General features: G+C 67.0%; 15 protein-coding genes and 1 pseudogene. 11 read left to right on the top strand and 5 right to left on the bottom strand.

The window, feature by feature from the left end; all coding sequences use genetic code 11:
• Window positions 1-202: pseudogene (locus tag DCO49_RS15930) on the bottom strand (signal recognition particle-docking protein FtsY); the annotation flags it as partial.
• 130 nt (window positions 203-332) lie between these two features.
• Between DCO49_RS15930 and DCO49_RS15925 the strand changes: the two are divergent.
• A complete protein-coding gene (locus tag DCO49_RS15925) occupies window positions 333-629 on the top strand; it encodes a flagellar basal body protein (RefSeq protein ID WP_116864863.1) in 297 nt (98 codons plus the stop codon).
• Window positions 630-749: 120 nt separating this feature from the next.
• Here the strand turns inward: DCO49_RS15925 and htpG are convergent, their stop codons facing one another.
• Complete coding sequence (gene htpG, locus DCO49_RS15920) at window positions 750-2,636, bottom strand: molecular chaperone HtpG (protein ID WP_116864862.1); 1,887 nt, start codon at window positions 2,634-2,636, stop codon at window positions 750-752.
• Window positions 2,637-3,192: 556 nt separating this feature from the next.
• Here htpG and rsmD point away from each other — a divergent pair.
• From rsmD to DCO49_RS15890, 6 genes are all read left to right on the top strand, one after another.
• Entirely contained in the window at window positions 3,193-3,771 is a 579-nt protein-coding gene (rsmD, locus tag DCO49_RS15915; protein ID WP_116864861.1) for a 16S rRNA (guanine(966)-N(2))-methyltransferase RsmD, read from the top strand.
• A gap of 26 nt (window positions 3,772-3,797) precedes the next feature.
• Complete coding sequence (gene coaD / locus DCO49_RS15910) at window positions 3,798-4,307, top strand: pantetheine-phosphate adenylyltransferase (protein ID WP_008267036.1); 510 nt, start codon at window positions 3,798-3,800, stop codon at window positions 4,305-4,307.
• Window positions 4,308-4,385: 78 nt separating this feature from the next.
• Window positions 4,386-4,877, top strand: coding sequence for a hypothetical protein (locus tag DCO49_RS15905; RefSeq protein ID WP_116864860.1), 492 nt, complete (start codon window positions 4,386-4,388; stop codon window positions 4,875-4,877).
• A gap of 131 nt (window positions 4,878-5,008) precedes the next feature.
• Window positions 5,009-5,290, top strand: a complete 282-nt coding sequence (locus tag DCO49_RS15900; RefSeq protein WP_079221516.1) for a YfhL family 4Fe-4S dicluster ferredoxin — start codon at window positions 5,009-5,011, stop codon at window positions 5,288-5,290.
• Window positions 5,287-7,017: a gamma-glutamyltransferase gene (gene ggt, locus DCO49_RS15895; RefSeq protein ID WP_116864859.1), complete on the top strand. Its 1,731-nt coding sequence runs from the start codon at window positions 5,287-5,289 to the stop codon at window positions 7,015-7,017. The genes DCO49_RS15900 and ggt overlap by 4 nt, the downstream gene beginning before the upstream one ends.
• 132 nt (window positions 7,018-7,149) lie before the next feature.
• Window positions 7,150-8,037 carry an MBL fold metallo-hydrolase gene (locus tag DCO49_RS15890; RefSeq protein WP_116864858.1) on the top strand — a complete coding sequence of 296 codons (888 nt, stop codon included), beginning with the start codon at window positions 7,150-7,152 and terminating at the stop codon, window positions 8,035-8,037.
• Between the two features lie 274 nt (window positions 8,038-8,311).
• Here the strand turns inward: DCO49_RS15890 and DCO49_RS15885 are convergent, their stop codons facing one another.
• A complete protein-coding gene (locus DCO49_RS15885) occupies window positions 8,312-8,602 on the bottom strand; it encodes a PsiF family protein (RefSeq protein WP_116864857.1) in 291 nt (96 codons plus the stop codon).
• Window positions 8,603-8,765: 163 nt separating this feature from the next.
• Window positions 8,766-9,398 (bottom strand): uracil phosphoribosyltransferase, encoded by a 633-nt coding sequence (gene upp, locus DCO49_RS15880; protein WP_116864856.1) that lies wholly within the window; start codon window positions 9,396-9,398, stop codon window positions 8,766-8,768.
• 155 nt (window positions 9,399-9,553) lie between these two features.
• Here upp and DCO49_RS15875 point away from each other — a divergent pair, with 155 nt between their 5' ends.
• From DCO49_RS15875 to DCO49_RS15860, 4 genes are read left to right on the top strand one after another with little or no spacing between them, the layout of a single operon-like run.
• The gene (locus DCO49_RS15875) at window positions 9,554-12,130 is read left to right on the top strand and encodes a TonB-dependent receptor (RefSeq protein ID WP_116864855.1); all 2,577 of its coding nucleotides are present in this window, start codon (window positions 9,554-9,556) and stop codon (window positions 12,128-12,130) included.
• Entirely contained in the window at window positions 12,130-13,245 is a 1,116-nt protein-coding gene (locus DCO49_RS15870; protein WP_116864854.1) for a phytase, read from the top strand. Before DCO49_RS15875 ends, DCO49_RS15870 begins: the two co-directional genes overlap by 1 nt.
• 11 nt (window positions 13,246-13,256) lie before the next feature.
• The gene (locus DCO49_RS15865; RefSeq protein WP_243402761.1) at window positions 13,257-14,606 is read left to right on the top strand and encodes a metallophosphoesterase family protein; all 1,350 of its coding nucleotides are present in this window, start codon (window positions 13,257-13,259) and stop codon (window positions 14,604-14,606) included.
• A gap of 11 nt (window positions 14,607-14,617) precedes the next feature.
• Complete coding sequence (locus DCO49_RS15860) at window positions 14,618-15,232, top strand: inorganic diphosphatase (RefSeq protein WP_116864852.1); 615 nt, start codon at window positions 14,618-14,620, stop codon at window positions 15,230-15,232.
• A 19-nt stretch (window positions 15,233-15,251) separates the two neighbouring features.
• Here DCO49_RS15860 and DCO49_RS15855 read toward each other — a convergent pair whose 3' ends face one another.
• The gene (locus DCO49_RS15855; protein ID WP_116864851.1) at window positions 15,252-15,836 is read right to left on the bottom strand and encodes a hypothetical protein; all 585 of its coding nucleotides are present in this window, start codon (window positions 15,834-15,836) and stop codon (window positions 15,252-15,254) included.
• Between the last annotated feature and the right edge of the window lie 135 nt (window positions 15,837-15,971).

Raw genomic sequence — 15,971 nt, 5'->3', positions numbered from 1 at the left:
GCTCGGGCGCTACGACAGGCGCAGGCGCGGGCGTGGCGGCCTCGACGCTGGCGGGCGTGGCGACCGGCGCGGCCGGGGCTTCTTTGACCGGGGCAGCGGACGGGAACGCCGCCGCCAGCTCGTCAGCCGAGTAATGCTGGGTCTTGGGCGCGTCCGGTGTGGCGGCGTCCTGGGGCTTCTTGCGGCGGAAAAAACTGAGCATTGGCAAAAGGCGCTGAAATCAGAGGGATATGCTACCACTCGAGCCTGTCGGCCCGATGTGCACTCAAGATTGCGCAGGTGCGGCCGTTAACCGGTCCGAGGGGCTGCGCAGGGCGGCCAGGAGACCGCCGATGAACGTGATGGAGACTGCGCTGTCCGGCATGCGTGCGGCCCAGCAGGGCGTGCAGGTGGCCGCACACAACGTGGCCAACCTCGCTACCCCGGACGCGCAGCGCCTGCAGCTGCAGCGCAGCCCGATGGAGCAGGGCGGGGTGGAAACCACCGTCAATGCCACCGATCCGGACCCGACAGCGCCACTGGGCGACCTGCTGGCGGCCAAGGCCGAGGTGGTGGCGTTTGCCGCCAACGCCGCGGTGATCCGTCGCCAGGACCAGATGCTGGGCTCGCTGCTGGATCGGGAAGCCTGAGGCAACCGCTCTGGTAGGTGTCAACCTTGGTTGACATGCCTTTGAAGCGCCAACCAAGGTTGGCATCTACCAAAGCACCGGCCGGTAGCGCCGGGCCATGCCCGGCGCCCTCCCCATCGGTCAGGCCGACAGTTCCAGCAGCAGCTTGTTCAGGCGTGCCACGTAGGCGCCCGGATCCTTCAGGCTGTCACCGGCGGCCAGCGCGGCCTGGTCGAACAGGACCCGGCCCAGGTCGTCGAAGCGCGCGCCATCGGCTTCGGCGTCGAGCTTGGCGATCAGCGGGTGGCCCGGGTTGATCTCCAGCACCGGCTTGCTGTCCGGCACCTTCTGCCCGCTGGCTTCCAGGATCTGGCGCATCTGCAGGCCCAGGTCCTGTTCGCCGATGGCCAGCACCGCCGGCGAATCGGTCAGACGGTGCGACACGCGCACTTCGGCCACGTCATCGCCCAGCACCGACTTCAGGCGCTCGACCAGACCCTGCTTGTCCTTCGCTGCCGCTTCCTGTTCCTGCTTGTCGGCTTCGCTTTCCAGCGCGCCCAGGTCGAGGTCGCCGCGGGCGATGTCGACAAAGCCCTTGCCGTCGAAATCGGTCAGGTAGCCCATCAGCCACTCGTCGATGCGGTCGGTCAGCAGCAGCACTTCCACGCCCTTCTTTCGGAACACTTCCAGGTGCGGGCTGTTGCGCACCTGGCTGTAGCTCTCGCCGGTCAGGTAATAGATCTTGTCCTGGCCCTCGGCCATGCGGCCGACGTAATCGGCCAGCGACACGGTCTGTGCATCGGCTTCGCCACGGGTGGAGGCGAAGCGCAGCAGGCCGGCCACCTTCTCGCGGTTGTTGTAGTCCTCGGCCGGGCCTTCCTTCAGCACCTGGCCGAATTCCTTCCAGAACGTGGCGTACCGCTCCGGCTTGTCGGCGGCCAGCTTTTCCAGCATGTCCAGCGAGCGCTTGGTCAGCGCGGCCTTCATCGAATCGATGACCGGGCCGGACTGCAGGATCTCGCGCGAGACGTTCAGCGACAGATCGTTGGAATCGACCACGCCCTTGATGAAGCGCAGGTACAGCGGCAGGAACTGCTCGGCCTGGTCCATCACGAACACGCGCTGCACGTACAGCTTCAGGCCCTTGGGCGCGTCGCGGTGGTACAGGTCGAACGGCGCGCGGCCGGGCACGTACAGCAGCGAGGTGTACTCGAGCTTGCCTTCAACCTTGTTGTGGCTCCACGCCAGCGGGTCGCTGTGGTCGTGCGCCACGTGCTTGTAGAACTCGGTGTACTCGGCGTCGCTGATCTCGGTGCGCGGGCGGGTCCACAGCGCGCTTGCGCGGTTGACGGTCTCCCACTCGCCGGCGGCGTCGTCGCCTTCCTTCGGCATCTGGATCGGCAGGCCGATGTGGTCGGAGTACTTCTTGAGGATGCTGCGCAGGCGCCAGCCGTCGGCGAAGTCGTGCTCGCCATCCTTCAGATGCAGGACGATGCGGGTACCGCGCTCGGCCTTGTCGATGGTGGCCACGTCGAAATCGCCTTCGCCACGCGAGGTCCAGCGCACGCCCTCGGCGGCGGCCAGGCCGGCGCGGCGCGAGGTCACTTCCACTTCGTCGGCGACGATGAAGGCGCTGTAGAAGCCGACGCCGAACTGGCCGATCAGCTGCGAATCCTTCTTCTGGTCGCCGGACAGCTGGCGCAGGAAATCGCCGGTGCCGGACTTGGCAATCGTGCCAAGGTGGGCGATGGCTTCGGCGCGGCTCATGCCGATGCCGTTGTCTTCGATGGTGATGGTGTGGGCGGCGGCGTCGAAGCTGACGCGCACGCGCAGTTCGCTGTCGCCTTCCAGCAGGGCGGGCTGGGTCAGGGCTTCGAAGCGCAGCTTGTCGGCGGCGTCGGCGGCGTTGGAGACCAGCTCGCGGAGGAAGATTTCCTTGTTGGAGTACAGCGAATGGATCATCAGCTGCAGCAGCTGCTTGACCTCGGTCTGGAAGCCAAGGGTTTCGGTATGGGTGGTCTCGGTCATCGATAGGGCTCCGTGTGCAATGCCGCGCCAGCGCGTGCGGCCTGGCCAAGGGGTATGGCTGATTGTCCCGATATCAAGGGGTTGGTCGGGCAGGACTTGCAGCCCTGCACCTGCAGAGGCCGAAGCAACAGCAACAGCGGGCGTTCCGTGGGATGGCGGGGCGGTGTGGGTTGGCAGGACACGCCGTGAACCCGTCCCTGGGGGCTTGATGGCGCCATCCATGGCGCCAACGGTCCTGCCAACCCACACCGCCCCGCCTCTGACGGGTTCACTCGGCGGTTGGTAGGTGTCGACCTTGGTCGACACATCTGTCAGATATCGAAATAAAACTGGCCTGTATGTCGAGCATCGGATCGCGTCCGGGGTGGAGCCCCCTGAGTCAGGGGGCGGCCGCGAAGCGGCGGGGGTGTGGAAGCTGGTAAGTGGGGCCCGCGTTTCGCGCAGCGAAGCGTGGGAGCGACAGCGCGCATGCGTTGGCGCGTCCCCGGGCGCCGCCCGGCCGAACTACAATCCTGCTCATGCTGAAATTCTCGAATGAAGCCCGCCGGGGGCGCCGGTGAGCGGCCGTGGTGGCAATGACGGCCAGGTCCGCATCATCGGCGGGCGCTGGCGCAATACCCGCCTGCCGGTGCCGACCCTTCCGGGCCTGCGGCCCAGCAGCGACCGCGTGCGCGAAACCCTGTTCAACTGGCTGCTGCCCAAGCTCGGCGGGGCGCGGGTGCTGGACCTGTTCGCCGGCAGCGGCGCGCTGGGCCTGGAAGCCGTCTCGCGCGGTGCCGCCCACGCCACCCTGGTCGAGCGCGATGCCCAGCTCGGCCGCAACCTGACCACCGCTGTCGCCAAGCTGCAGGCTGCCGAGCAGGTCACCGTAGTTCAGGCCGATGCCCTGCGCTGGCTGCAGGGCGCCCCCGCGCAGCAGGCCACACTGGTCTTCATCGACCCGCCGTTCGCCGACGGCCTGTGGCAGGACGTGCTCGCCCAGCTGCCGCGCCACCTCGCCGCCGATGCCTGGCTGTACCTGGAATCCCCGGCGGGCCATGTGCCCGTGCTGCCTCCGGAATGGCTGCTGCACCGCGAGGGCGGCACCCGCGAGGTGCGCTTTGCCCTGTACCGCCGCGCCACTGCTACACTTTGACCTCATCTGAACATCTGCTACCGCCCATGACCGTGGCCAACCGCCGCATCGCCGTCTACCCCGGCACGTTCGACCCCATCACCAATGGTCATATCGACCTGGTGAGCCGGGCCGCGCCGTTGTTCGAAAAGGTCGTGGTCGGCGTGGCGCAGAGCCCGTCCAAGGGCCCGGCGCTGCCGCTGGAGCAGCGCGTGCAGCTGGCGCGGGGCGCCCTGGGCCACCACAGCAATGTCGAGGTCATCGGCTTCGATACCCTGCTGGCCCATTTCGTACGTTCGGTCCAGGGCGGGGTGCTGCTGCGCGGCCTGCGCGCGGTGTCCGACTTCGAATACGAATTCCAGATGGCGAGCATGAACCGCCACCTGATCCCGGAGGTCGAGACCCTGTTCCTGACCCCGGCCGAGCAGCACAGCTTCATTTCGTCCTCGCTGGTCCGCGAGATCGCCCGCCTGGGAGGCGACGTGTCCGGTTTCGTGCCGGCCGCCGTGCTCGAGGCGCTGCGCAAGGTCCGCGAAGCGAAGTCGGCGCAGTCGTAAATCCTGCCCGCGCGGCAGGGCCAGTAGTACCACGCACCCCCATTACGTAAACCACACGCACCACTCGGGAGGAAACCCATGAACACCACCATGCGCGCGATGCTGATCGCTTCGTTTGCCCTGGCCTTCACCGCCTGCAAGAAGGAAGAGGCCGCTCCGGTCGAAGACGCCAAGCAGGCCCTGGTCGCTCCGGCCAAGGAAGACGATGCAGGCTGGAAGAAGTACCTGCAGGAAGTGGCGATCCAGAACATGGGCAACATCACCAACAGCCCGTTCCTGTATTACCTCTCGCCGGAATCGGACCCGGACTTCCAGGCCAAGTACGAGCGCCAGACCGAAAGCGCGACCCAGGCCGTTGCCCGTGGCGTGCAGCCGGGCAACATGCTGGCCTTCGGTTCGTCGGCCTCGGGCAAGATGGCTGACATGATCCAGACCGTGTTCAAGGACGTCTCGCCGGATTCCATGAAGGGCGTGCGCGTCGTCTTCATCGGCCAGTCCGCTGACAACGCCCGCGTGCAGGCTGCCGTGCAGCCGACCGGCGCCGAGTACATTTTCGTCGAAGCCAAGTAAGACCGTGCCATGGCGGCCATGCTCCGGCATGGCCCGGGCGGCGCTCCGCGAGGAAGCCGCTGATGACCTGACCGACCCGCGCGCCCACGCGGGCCGGTCCTTGTCCCAAGGCGCGGGCGAGGAGTATCGCCATGTCGCTGAAAATCAACGAGCTCTGCGTCAACTGCGACGTCTGCGAGCCGGCCTGCCCGAACCAGGCCATTTCGATGGGTGAAACCATCTACCTGATCGACCCTGCGCGCTGTACCGAATGCGTGGGTCACTTCGACGAGCCACAGTGCGTGGTCGTCTGCCCGGTCGAATGCATCGACCCGGACCCGGAGATCGTGGAAACGGAAGTCCAGCTGCTGGCCAAGTTGCGCCGACTGCAGCACGATCACCCCGAACTCTACGCGGAGCCCCCATCCGAATGAAGACGCTGATCGTCCGCCCCCTGCTGCTACTCAGCCTGGTGCTGAGCCCGCTGGCCTGGGCTGAAACCACTGCCCGTGCCGAGCGCCCTGATGGCGCGGCCATCGCCAGTGGTCATGCGCTGGCCACCCAGGCCGGCATCGACATTCTGGCGCAGGGCGGCAACGCCTTCGACGCCGCGGTGGCGGTGTCCTCCACCCTGGCCGTGGTCGAGCCGATCAGCTCGGGCCTGGGCGGCGGCGGCTTCTTCCTGCTGCACGATGCAGCCACCGGCAAGGACATCATGCTGGATGCGCGCGAGACCGCCCCGGCGGCCGCTTCCCCGCAGGCGTTCCTGGACAAGCAGGGCAACCTGGATCGCGACCGCTCGGTCAACGGCCCGTGGTCGGCGGGTATCCCGGGCCTGCCCGCTGCGCTGGTGGAGCTGTCGTCCAAGCACGGCAAGCTGCCGCTGTCGGCCTCGCTGCAGCCGGCCATCCGCATCGCCCGCGAAGGTTTCCCGGTCTATGACCGCATGGCCAAGGGCTACGCCTCGCGCCGCGAGGTGATGGAACGCTTCCCCGGCACGCGCGAGGTCTACCTGCGCAACGGCAAGCCGATCGCCACCGGCGATCTGTTCAAGCAGCCTGAGCTGGCACAGACCCTGGAGCGCCTGGCGGCCGGCGGTCGCGATGGCTTCTACAAGGGCCAGACCGGCAAGCTGCTGCTGGAAGGCGTCAAGCAGGCCGGTGGCAAGTGGACGGCCGATGAGCTGGCCGGCTACCAGGTCAAGCTGCGCGAGCCGATCGTGTTCGACTACAACGGCTGGAAGATCACCACCGCGCCGCCGCCGTCGTCCGGTGGCATCGCCCTTGCCAGCATGCTGCAGATCCTGGAAGGCTGGGACATCAAGCAGATGGACGCGGCCCACCGCACCCACCTGGTGGTGGAAGCCATGCGCCGCGCCTACCGCGACCGCACCTTCTTCCTCGGCGATCCGGACTTCGTGCAGATCCCGCAGAAGGTGCTGACCAGCAAGGATTACGCGCAGGGCCTGCGGGCCACCATCCACCCGGACAAGGCCACCCCCAGCGACCTGCTGTCGGGCAACCCGACCCCGCTGGAAGATGACGAGACCACCCATTTCTCGATCATCGACCGCGATGGCAACCGCGTCGGCGCCACACAGACCGTCAACCTGCTGTATGGCTCGGGGTTGATTCCCAAGGGCACCGGCGTGCTGCTGAACAACGAGATGGACGACTTCGCGCTGAAGCCGGGCACCCCCAACGCCTTCGGCGTGATGGGCTATGCGGCCAATGCACCGAAGCCCGGCAAGCGCATGCTCAGCTCGATGACGCCCACTTTCATGGAGAACGCCGACAAGGTAGTGGTGCTGGGCACCCCGGGCGGCAGCCGCATCATCACCATGGTGCTGCTGGGCATCCTCGGCTATGACGCTGGCCTGGATGCGCAGCAGGTGGCCGCGTTGCCGCGCTACCACCACCAGTGGCTGCCCGACCTGATCGAGGCCGAGAGCGATGCCTTCGACGCGGACACCGTGAAGCAGCTGCAGGCGATGGGCCACAAGATCGACCTGCCGGGCGATGTCGCCGCCGGCGGCCGCGGCTCCAGCCACGTGTGGGGCAACCTGCAGACGGTGGAGTGGGACCGCAAGGCCAACAAGCTTTACGGCGGCAGCGATCCGCGCAACCCGGTGGGCAGCGCCCAGGTCGTGCCGGCGCACTGATGCGGCGGTAGCGCCGGGCCATGCCCGGCGAAGTGAGAATCACCGAACCCCGCCACCCGGCGGGGTTCTGCATTTTGCGGCACGCAATTCCGGCTAGCGATTATTTAACGGGGGGGCCTCGATAATTGCCGCATGAAACTATGGTCGATTCGTGGGAACTCGCAACGCCTGGATGGCGGTGCGATGTTCGGCAACGCGCCGCGTGCGGTGTGGGAAAAGTGGGCGGCTCCGGACGAGCTCAATCGCATCGAGCTGGCTTGCCGTGCGCTGCTGGCCAGCCCGCTGGATGGCAAGACCGTGCTGTTCGAGACCGGCATCGGTGCGTTCTTCGACCCGCGCATGCGTGACCGTTACGGCGTACAGGAAAGCCAGCACGTACTGATCGATTCGCTGCGCGAAGCGGGTTTCGAACACGAGGACATCGACGTGGTGGTTCTCAGCCACCTGCATTTCGACCATGCCGGCGGCCTGCTGGCGGCATGGAGCGAAGGCCGCTCGCCGGAACTGCTGTTCCCCAACGCGACCTTCGTGGTGGGTGCGCAGCACTGGCAGCGGGCGTTGCAGCCGCATCCGCGCGACCGCGCCAGCTTCATTCCCGAGCTGCCGGGCCTGCTGCAGGCCACGGGCCGCCTGGAAGTGGTGGAGGGCGAGTACTCCAAGGTGCTGGGCAGCAGCGTGCGTTTCAGCTACAGCGACGGCCATACGCCGGGCCTGATGCTGGCCGAGATCGTCGGCCACGCGCATGCCGGCGAGGATGCGCACGGCGGCGTGGTGTTCTGTGCGGACCTGATCCCGGGGCGCTCGTGGGTGCACGTGCCGATCACCATGGGCTACGACCGCAATGCGGAGCTGCTGGTCGACGAGAAGCGGCGCTTCCTGGAAGACAAGCTCGCGCGCAACGTGCATCTGTTCTTCACCCATGACCCGCAGGTGGCGCTGGCGCAGCTGGGGCGGGATGAGAAGGGGCGTTTTGTGACCCTGCATGAGCAGGGGGAGCTGAAGGCGCGGGCGTTGGGGTGAGGGTGTTCGGCAGGGCTGCGCCCTGCACCTGCAGAAGCCGAAGCAAGATCAAGAGCGGCATTGCGTGGGATGGCGGGTCTGTGTGGGTGGTCAGGACACGCCGTAAACCCATCCATGGGGGCTCGATGGCGCCATCCATGGCGCCAACGGTCCTGCCCACCCACACCGCCCCACCTCTGACAGATTTCTGCGATCTGCTGGTGATCTGCAGGGGTCGGATCCCGTTGCTGTGCAACGGGCTCTGACCCCATCTGGGTGAAGTCGATGGACGTTCTTACGAGGCCTTCAGGCAGCTGCTCATGAAGGTCTTGCGGGCGTCGCCGGCGAGCTTTCTGGTCGCGGCATCGGCGTTGCACTGCTTCATGCGCTCCTGCGGGGTGGTGGCCCTGGTTTCGGTGGCGTGGCCGCTCAGGCAGGCGCTCTGCGCGGTCTTGTAGGCGTCGCCCTTCAGCCCTTTGTTCTTGGCCGAGCAATCGGCCATGCGCTGCTGTTGCGGGGTGGCGGCGGTGGCGGCAAGGGGCAGGCCGATGAGCAGGGCAGCGGCCAGCAGGAACGAGGCTTTCATGGCATCTCCAGGGCGAGCGGTGCGGGGTGCGCGGAGCATTCGCCTGCTGGCCGGAAGACGACGTGAAGATGAATCTGGAGTCAGAGCCCTTCCTGCGGAAGGGATCCGACCCCGGGGTCAGATCCCTTTGCGACGGCAATGGGCTCTGCCCCCAGCCGCTGGATCACACCACGCGGGTACCGAAGATACGGTCACCGGCATCGCCCAGGCCCGGCAGGATGTAGCCCTTGTCGTTGAGCTGGGCATCGATGGCCGCGGTGTAGATCTCCACGTCCGGGTGCACGGCCTTGACCGCCTCGATGCCCTCCGGTGCGGCGACCAGGAAGATGCCCTTGATGCGGCGCGCGCCCGCGCGCTTGAGCATGTCGATGGTGGCGATCAGGGTGCCGCCGGTGGCCAGCATCGGGTCCAGGATCAGCGCATCGCGCTCTTCCAGGCGGCCGGTCAGGCGCTCGAAATAAGGCACCGGCTGCAGGGTTTCCTCATCGCGCTGCAGGCCGACCACGCTCACGCGCGCGGCCGGGATCAGCGACAGCACGCCGCTGAGCATGCCCAGGCCGGCACGCAGGATCGGCACCACGGTGATCTTGGCGCCAGCGATGCGCTGCACGGTCACCGGGCCGGCCCAGCCGGGGAGGGTGTGCGGTTCGGTCTCCAGGTCGGCGGTGGCCTCGTAGGCCAGCAGCGTGCCCAGTTCGTTGGCCAGCTCGCGGAAATCCTTGGTGCTGAGCGCGGCAATGCGCATCAGGCCGATCTTGTGCTGCACCAGCGGGTGGCGCACTTCGACGATCTTCATGGTCGGGAATGGGGACTGTAGAGAGGCCTCCATTTTGCCGGATCGGCGCTGCGAAGCCCACGCCGGATGCAATGAATGTGCTGAACGGTGTCACCGCCGTGCAACTTTGCGGACATACCTTGCAGACCCATTCTTCACAGGTATGGGGCTCCACCGTGCACATCAAGACTCCGCTGGCCATGGCCATCACCGTGACCCTGGCGCTGGGGGCCGCAGCACCGCTGCAGGCCGCCGGGGAGCAGGCCTTGGCCGCCACCGGCGCGGTTGCCGCCGATGCGGTCGATCTGGACCGCATCGAAGTGCGCGCCCAGCTCGAATCGCAGATCCGCGCGGTTGATCTGAAGCGCAGCAGCGACGCCATCGAAGATGCGGTGTCCTCCGATGCCCTGGGCCAGTACCCGGACAAGAACGTGGCCGAGTCGCTGCAGCGCCTGCCGGGCATCAGCGTGACCCGCGACCAGGGCGAAGGCCGCTTCGTGGTCATCCGTGGCCTGGATGCCAACCTCAACAGCGTCAGCATCGATGGCATCGCCGTGGGTACCCCGGAAGATTCCAGCCGCGCCGCGCCGCTGGACGTCATTCCCTCCGATTCGACCGAGCGCCTGCGCGTGGTCAAGTCGCCGACTCCGGACATGCCGGGTGACGCCATCGGTGGCGCGGTGCTGGTCGAATCCGCCTCGGCCTTCGACCGCGACGGCCGCAGCCTGCGCGGCAAGATCGAAGCCAGCCACCAGCAGCTGTCCGGCGAGACCAGCCCCAAGGCTTCGTTCAACTACAGCGAAGTGTTCGCCGACACCTTCGGCATCGCGCTGGGCGTGAACTACCAGAACCGCAGGTTCGAGTCGGACAACACCGAAGTCGAGTACGACAATCTCGACGGTGACATCGATCCGCAGGACGTGAAGCCGGGTGACGTCACCGCGATCAACCTGCAGAGCCGCAAGTACGAGATCGAGCGCAAGCGAATCGGTGCCAACCTCAACATGGACTGGCGCCCGAACGAGTACAGCAAGTACTACCTGCGCACGCTGTACAGCCAGTTCGACGACGCCGAAACCCGCCAGCGCGTGATCTACAACTTCGATGACGCCGACATGGTGGCCACCGGCACCGACCAGTACCGCCTGGACGACCTGCCGGCCGATGCGATCCAGAAGCGCATGCGCTACCGCACCAAGAAGGAAAACACCTTTGCTGCCAGCCTGGGCGGCGAGAACAAGCTGACCAACGCGGTGGTGGACTACAAGATCGGTTACACCCGCACCGAAGAGCGCGTCAACGACGAGAGGGAAGCGCGCTTCGAGCTGAATGCTGACGACATGTCCGGCACCCTGGACCAGCGCAGTCGCCTGCCGACCTACACGCTCAGCAGCAACGACTGGATGGACAACGCGAACTACGCCTTCGACCGCTTCGTGATCTCGCCCAAGCAGGTCAACGACGAAGAGCGCAGCGCGCAGATCAACGTGCGTTTCGACGGCGACAACAGCAGCATCAAGTTCGGCCTTCTCGGCCGCTGGCGCGACCGTGATGTCAATGTGGACGAGAGCGAACTGCGCCGCGGCCCGGATATCGACCTGGCCAGCTGGACGGCCGCCGATCCGGAACACCGCCATGGCGTGATGGGCCAGGGCATGAGCTCGGCGGCCATGCGCGCCTACTGGGCGCAGAACGGCAGCCGCTACACCGCGCGTCCGCAGGACGTGGCCGGCAACGCCGCGACCTCGCTGGAAGAGGATTACACCGCCAGCGAAGACATCTTCGCCAGCTACGCGATGGGCACCTGGGACATCGGTGCGCTGCGCATCATCGGCGGCGTGCGCGTGGAGAACACCCGCTTCAGGGCCACCGGCAACAGCGTCGAGCTGGACGACGATGACGGCTACACGGTCAGCCCGGTGGAGGCCAACCGCAGTTACACCAACGTGCTGCCGGGCCTGCACCTGCGCTACGACGCGGCCGACGACTGGGTGCTGCGTGCCTCGGCCAACAAGACGGTCTCGCGTCCGTCCTTCGGTGACATCTCGCCGCGCCGCGCGCTGAATGCCGGTGACGAAGCGCTGCGCCTGGGCAATCCGCAGCTGGATCCCTACGAGTCGAAGAACATCGACCTGTCGGTCGAGAAGTACATCGGCAGCACCGGCATCGTTTCGCTGGGCCTGTTCCACAAGTCCATCGATGGCTACATCGTGGAGACCGTGAGCCAGAATGATCCGGCTTACGACGGCCTCGACGTGGCCCGCCCGATCAACGGCCGCAAGGCCACCGTGCGCGGCGCCGAGTTCAACTGGCAGCAGCAGCTGGCATTCCTGCCGGGCGTGCTGGACGGCCTGCTGGTCGGTGCCAGCGGCACCTGGCTGGATACCAAGTTCGATGCGGGCATCGCGGACCGCGAAGGCGAGGAGTTCATGCTGCCGCGTGCTTCCAAGCACGTGTACAGCGCGCACATCGGCTATGAGAAGTACGGCCTGAGCACTCGCTTGGCCGCGGTCTACCGCAGCGCATACCTGGACACCGTCGGTGCCGGCCGCGCGTTCGACATCTACGTCGCGCCCAACACCCAGCTCGACTTCTCGCTGGACTACAAGTTCACCCCGCGCATCAGCATGTACTTCGAAGCGCAGAACCTGCTCGACAAGCCGCTGGAGCTGTACCAGGGCACCCGTTCGCGCACCCTGCAGATGGAAGAGTACGGCCGCACCTACGCTGTCGGCCTGAAGGTGGCCCTGTGATGGCGCGTGGCATGACCCTGCTGGCCGCCGCCATGGCCGCCTGCCTCGCCGCCGGCTGCACGCCGGCGGCCGCTCCGGCCGGCGCCGATGCCGCCGCTAAGGCTCCGGCCGAAACCGCACGCTCGGTGTCGACCATCGCCGAAGCCTTCCTCAGCCCGATGACCCCGGACGACAACATCGATTCGCCGGCCGCCTGGAAGGCGCCGGATGGCAAGACCTGGCTGATCGCCACCGCGAAGGCCACCGACAAGCTGGTGGTGTACGACGGCAGCACCGGCCAGCACCTGCGCGACGTCGGCACCGCCGGCACCGCACTGGGTCAGTTCGACCGCCCCAACGGCATCTCGATCACCGACGACCTGCTGTGGATCGTCGAGCGTGACAACCACCGCGTACAGGTGTTCTCGCTGCCCGATTTCACCCCGCTGGCGGTGTTCGGCGCCGACGACCTGCGCAAGCCCTATGGCCTGTGGGTCGACCGCCGCGCCGATGGCTACAGCGTCTACGTCACCGATTCCTGGGACAACGGCGAGGACGCACAGGGCAAGGACATCCTGCCGCCGCTGGCCGAGCTGGACAAGCGCGTGCGCCAGTACCACGTCACCCGCGATGGTGCCAAGGTCGAAGCGACCCTGGCGGCCAGCATCGGTGATACCAGCGAGGCCGGCGCACTGCGCGTGGTCGAGTCGATCTGGGGTGACCCGGCCAACGACCGTCTGCTGATCGCCGAGGAAGACGAAACCTACGCCAGCGAGTTCAAGGTCTACACGCTGGCTGGCCGTTTCACCGGCACCACGTTCGGCCGCGGTGTGTTCAAGGCGCAGGCCGAGGGCGTGATGCTGCGCACCTGCGGCAAGGACGGCTGGTGGATCACCACCGAGCAGGGCAAGCAGCGCAGCGTGTTCCACCTGTTCGACCGCCATACCCTGAAGCCGGTCGGTGCCTTCCAGGGCAACACGGTCGCCAACACCGATGGTATCTGGATGATGCAGCAGCCGAGCCCGCGTTTCCCGCACGGTGCGCTGTATGCCGTGCATGACGACCAGGGCGTGGTGGCCTTCGACTGGGAAGCCATCGCCAAGCAGCTGTCGCTGCCGCTGGAGTGTGGCGCATGAGCCGTTGTTGCATGAATGCCCTTGCGCTGGGCCTGCTGCTGGCAGTGCCCGCACTGGGCTTCGCCGCCGCCGAACCGAACACCCAGGTGCCGGTGGGCAGCCATCACTACGCGGCCACCACCGTGCCGGACCGCATCGTCGCCTCGCCGTCGGTCGATCCCAGCCAGGGCTTCGCCGTGGCCTGGCGTACGAATGGCAGCGTGCAGGCGCCGCTGCTGGAAATCGCCCTGGCCGGTGACTCGCCGGCCATCGAGGGCATCCGCCAGGTGCGCGCGAAGACCCAGGAGCTGAAGACCGAGAACGGTGTGTCGCACCACCATCGCGCCGAGGTTGATGGGCTGAAGCCGGACACCCTGTACGTGTACCGCGTGCAGGGCAATGGCAGCTGGAGTGCCTGGAACCAGCTGCGTACGCTGGGCAAGGCCGGCGAGCCGCTGACCCTGCTGTACTTCGGGGATACCCAGAACAAGAACCTCAGCCATGTCAGCCGCGTGGTGCGTGCCGCGCAGAAGGCCGCACCGGAGGCGCGCATGAGCCTGTTCGCCGGTGACCTGGTCAGTGGCGGTGACGGCGCCGATGACAGCGAATGGGGTGAGTGGTTCGCCGCCACCAGCTGGCTGGCGCAGGAAACGCTGGTGGCCCCGGCCATCGGCAACCACGAGTACTTCGAAGAGTTCGAGGACACCCCGCAGGAACGCCGCGTGCTGGGCAGGCACTGGCCGGTGACGTTCGCGCTGCCAGGCAATGGTGCTGCAGCGACTGCCAGCAGCACCTACTGGTTCGATGTGCAGGACGTGCGCGTGGCCGTGCTCGACGGCACCTCCGCGCTCGACTTGGGCACCGCCCAGGCGCAGGCGCAGTGGCTGGACAAGGTGCTGGCCAACAACCCGCACCCGTGGACCATCGTGCTGCTGCACCAGCCGTTCTATTCGCCGCGCGAAGGCCGCGAGAACGCCGCGCTGCGCGACGTGCTGCTGCCGGTCGTGCGCCGCCACGACGTTGACCTGGTGCTGCAGGGCCACGACCACACCTACGGCCGTCGCGGCGAGGGTGAGGCCGCCACGCCGCAGTACGTGGTGACGGTGGCTGGGCCGAAGCAGTACCGCCTGTCCGACGAGGCGCGCCGGACCATGGATCCGGTGGCCGAGGATACCCAGCTGTTCCAGGTGCTGAAGATCGATCCGCAGCACCTGCGCTACGAAGCACGCACGGTCACCGGCCGGTTGTACGATGCCTTCGAGCTTCGCCGCGATGCCGCCGGTGGCAAGCAGCGTGTGGAACTGCGCGAAGACCGCATCGCCCCGCGTGACTGCCCACGCGAGCAGACCGCAAAGGGCCGGGCGGACCGTTGCTGGGAATGAGGAGTGACCGCATGAACACAACTCGACGCATCGCCCCGGTGGCTGCCCTTGGCGCAGGCCTGTTGCTGGTGGCCGGTGCCGTGACCGCCGCCGACAGCGTGCTGCACCCGTTCCTGGCCGCGCAGCCGAAGCAGGCCCCGGCCGAAGTGAACCTGGCGGTGGAGATCCCGGCCGGCAGCTTCACCAAGTACGAGATCAAGGAAGATGGCCTGGTGCACGTGGACCGCTTCCAGTCGATGCCGGTGGCCTATCCGGCCAACTACGGCTCGATGCCGCGCACGCTGGCCGGTGACAACGATCCGCTGGATGCCCTGGTACTGACCCGCGAACCGCTGCATCCGGGCGTGATCGTGCGCTTTCGTCCGATCGGTTATCTGAAAATGATCGATGGCGGCGAGCACGACGAGAAGGTGATCGGCGTGCCCACCGACAAGGTCGACCCGACCTACGCCAACATCCGCGACCTGTCTGATCTGCCTGAGATCGAACGGCAGCGCATCGAGGCGTTCTTCCGGGTCTACAAGGACCTGCCGGCCGGCCGTAATCCGGTGCAGCTCAATGGCTGGGGCAATGCCGCCGAAGCCCGTGCGCTGATCAGCGAGGCGATGAAGCGCTTCGAAAAGTAGATCCACGCCATGCGTGGATTCACCCCCGCAACGTCTCGATGAATGACTCCGCGTCGATCCGGTCGCCCAGCACCCGGGCCACCGCCTGCACGGCCGCTTCCTGGTGCCCGGCGCGGATGCCGCCGTCGTCATCATCGTTGTAGAGATCATCGCCGGCATCCAGATACACGGTGCCGGCCGCCGCCAGGGCCGCCATAAGGGTCGGCAGGTCGTCGACGAACGTATCGGCCTCCCAGCTGCCGCGGCCGTGCCGTGCGAACAATACGCGGCCGTCCTCCATGTCGAGGATGAAAGGATCGGCGCCGAGGTCGGCCACGACCAGCCAGTTGGCGGGCCAGTCCTCGATCGGCTCGCCGTCCATGCCATTCCAGCGATACCCGGCCTGGTAGCTCCACAGGCGCTGCAGTGGCGGCACCCACACCTCAAGCCCGGGGAGGGTGATGCCGGCATGGCCGACCTTGGCGTTGATCTCGCGCCCCAGCGGCCCGACCTGCGCGTAGAAGCGGGCCAGGACCGGCGGCAGCGGGAGCGGACCCTGCCAGTCCTGTTCGTGCTGGGCCTGAAGGGGGCCGAAACGGGCGAAGGCAGCGTGCAGGTCATTCATGCGGAGGCGTTCCGGCAACGGGCCCGGCAGCCTAGCTGTGATCTCTCTGTACGTTGTTCATCCGGGACATCTTTGGAAAATGGTGGTTACCACACCGTTCCAGCCCCCAAAGAGCCCGGATGAACAATCATAAAA

The organism is Stenotrophomonas sp. SPM (assembly GCF_003105135.1).
GTDB lineage: Bacteria > Pseudomonadota > Gammaproteobacteria > Xanthomonadales > Xanthomonadaceae > Stenotrophomonas.
The sequence above is the reverse complement of the archived record's forward strand: the minus strand, read 5'-3'. Positions and strand labels throughout refer to the sequence as shown.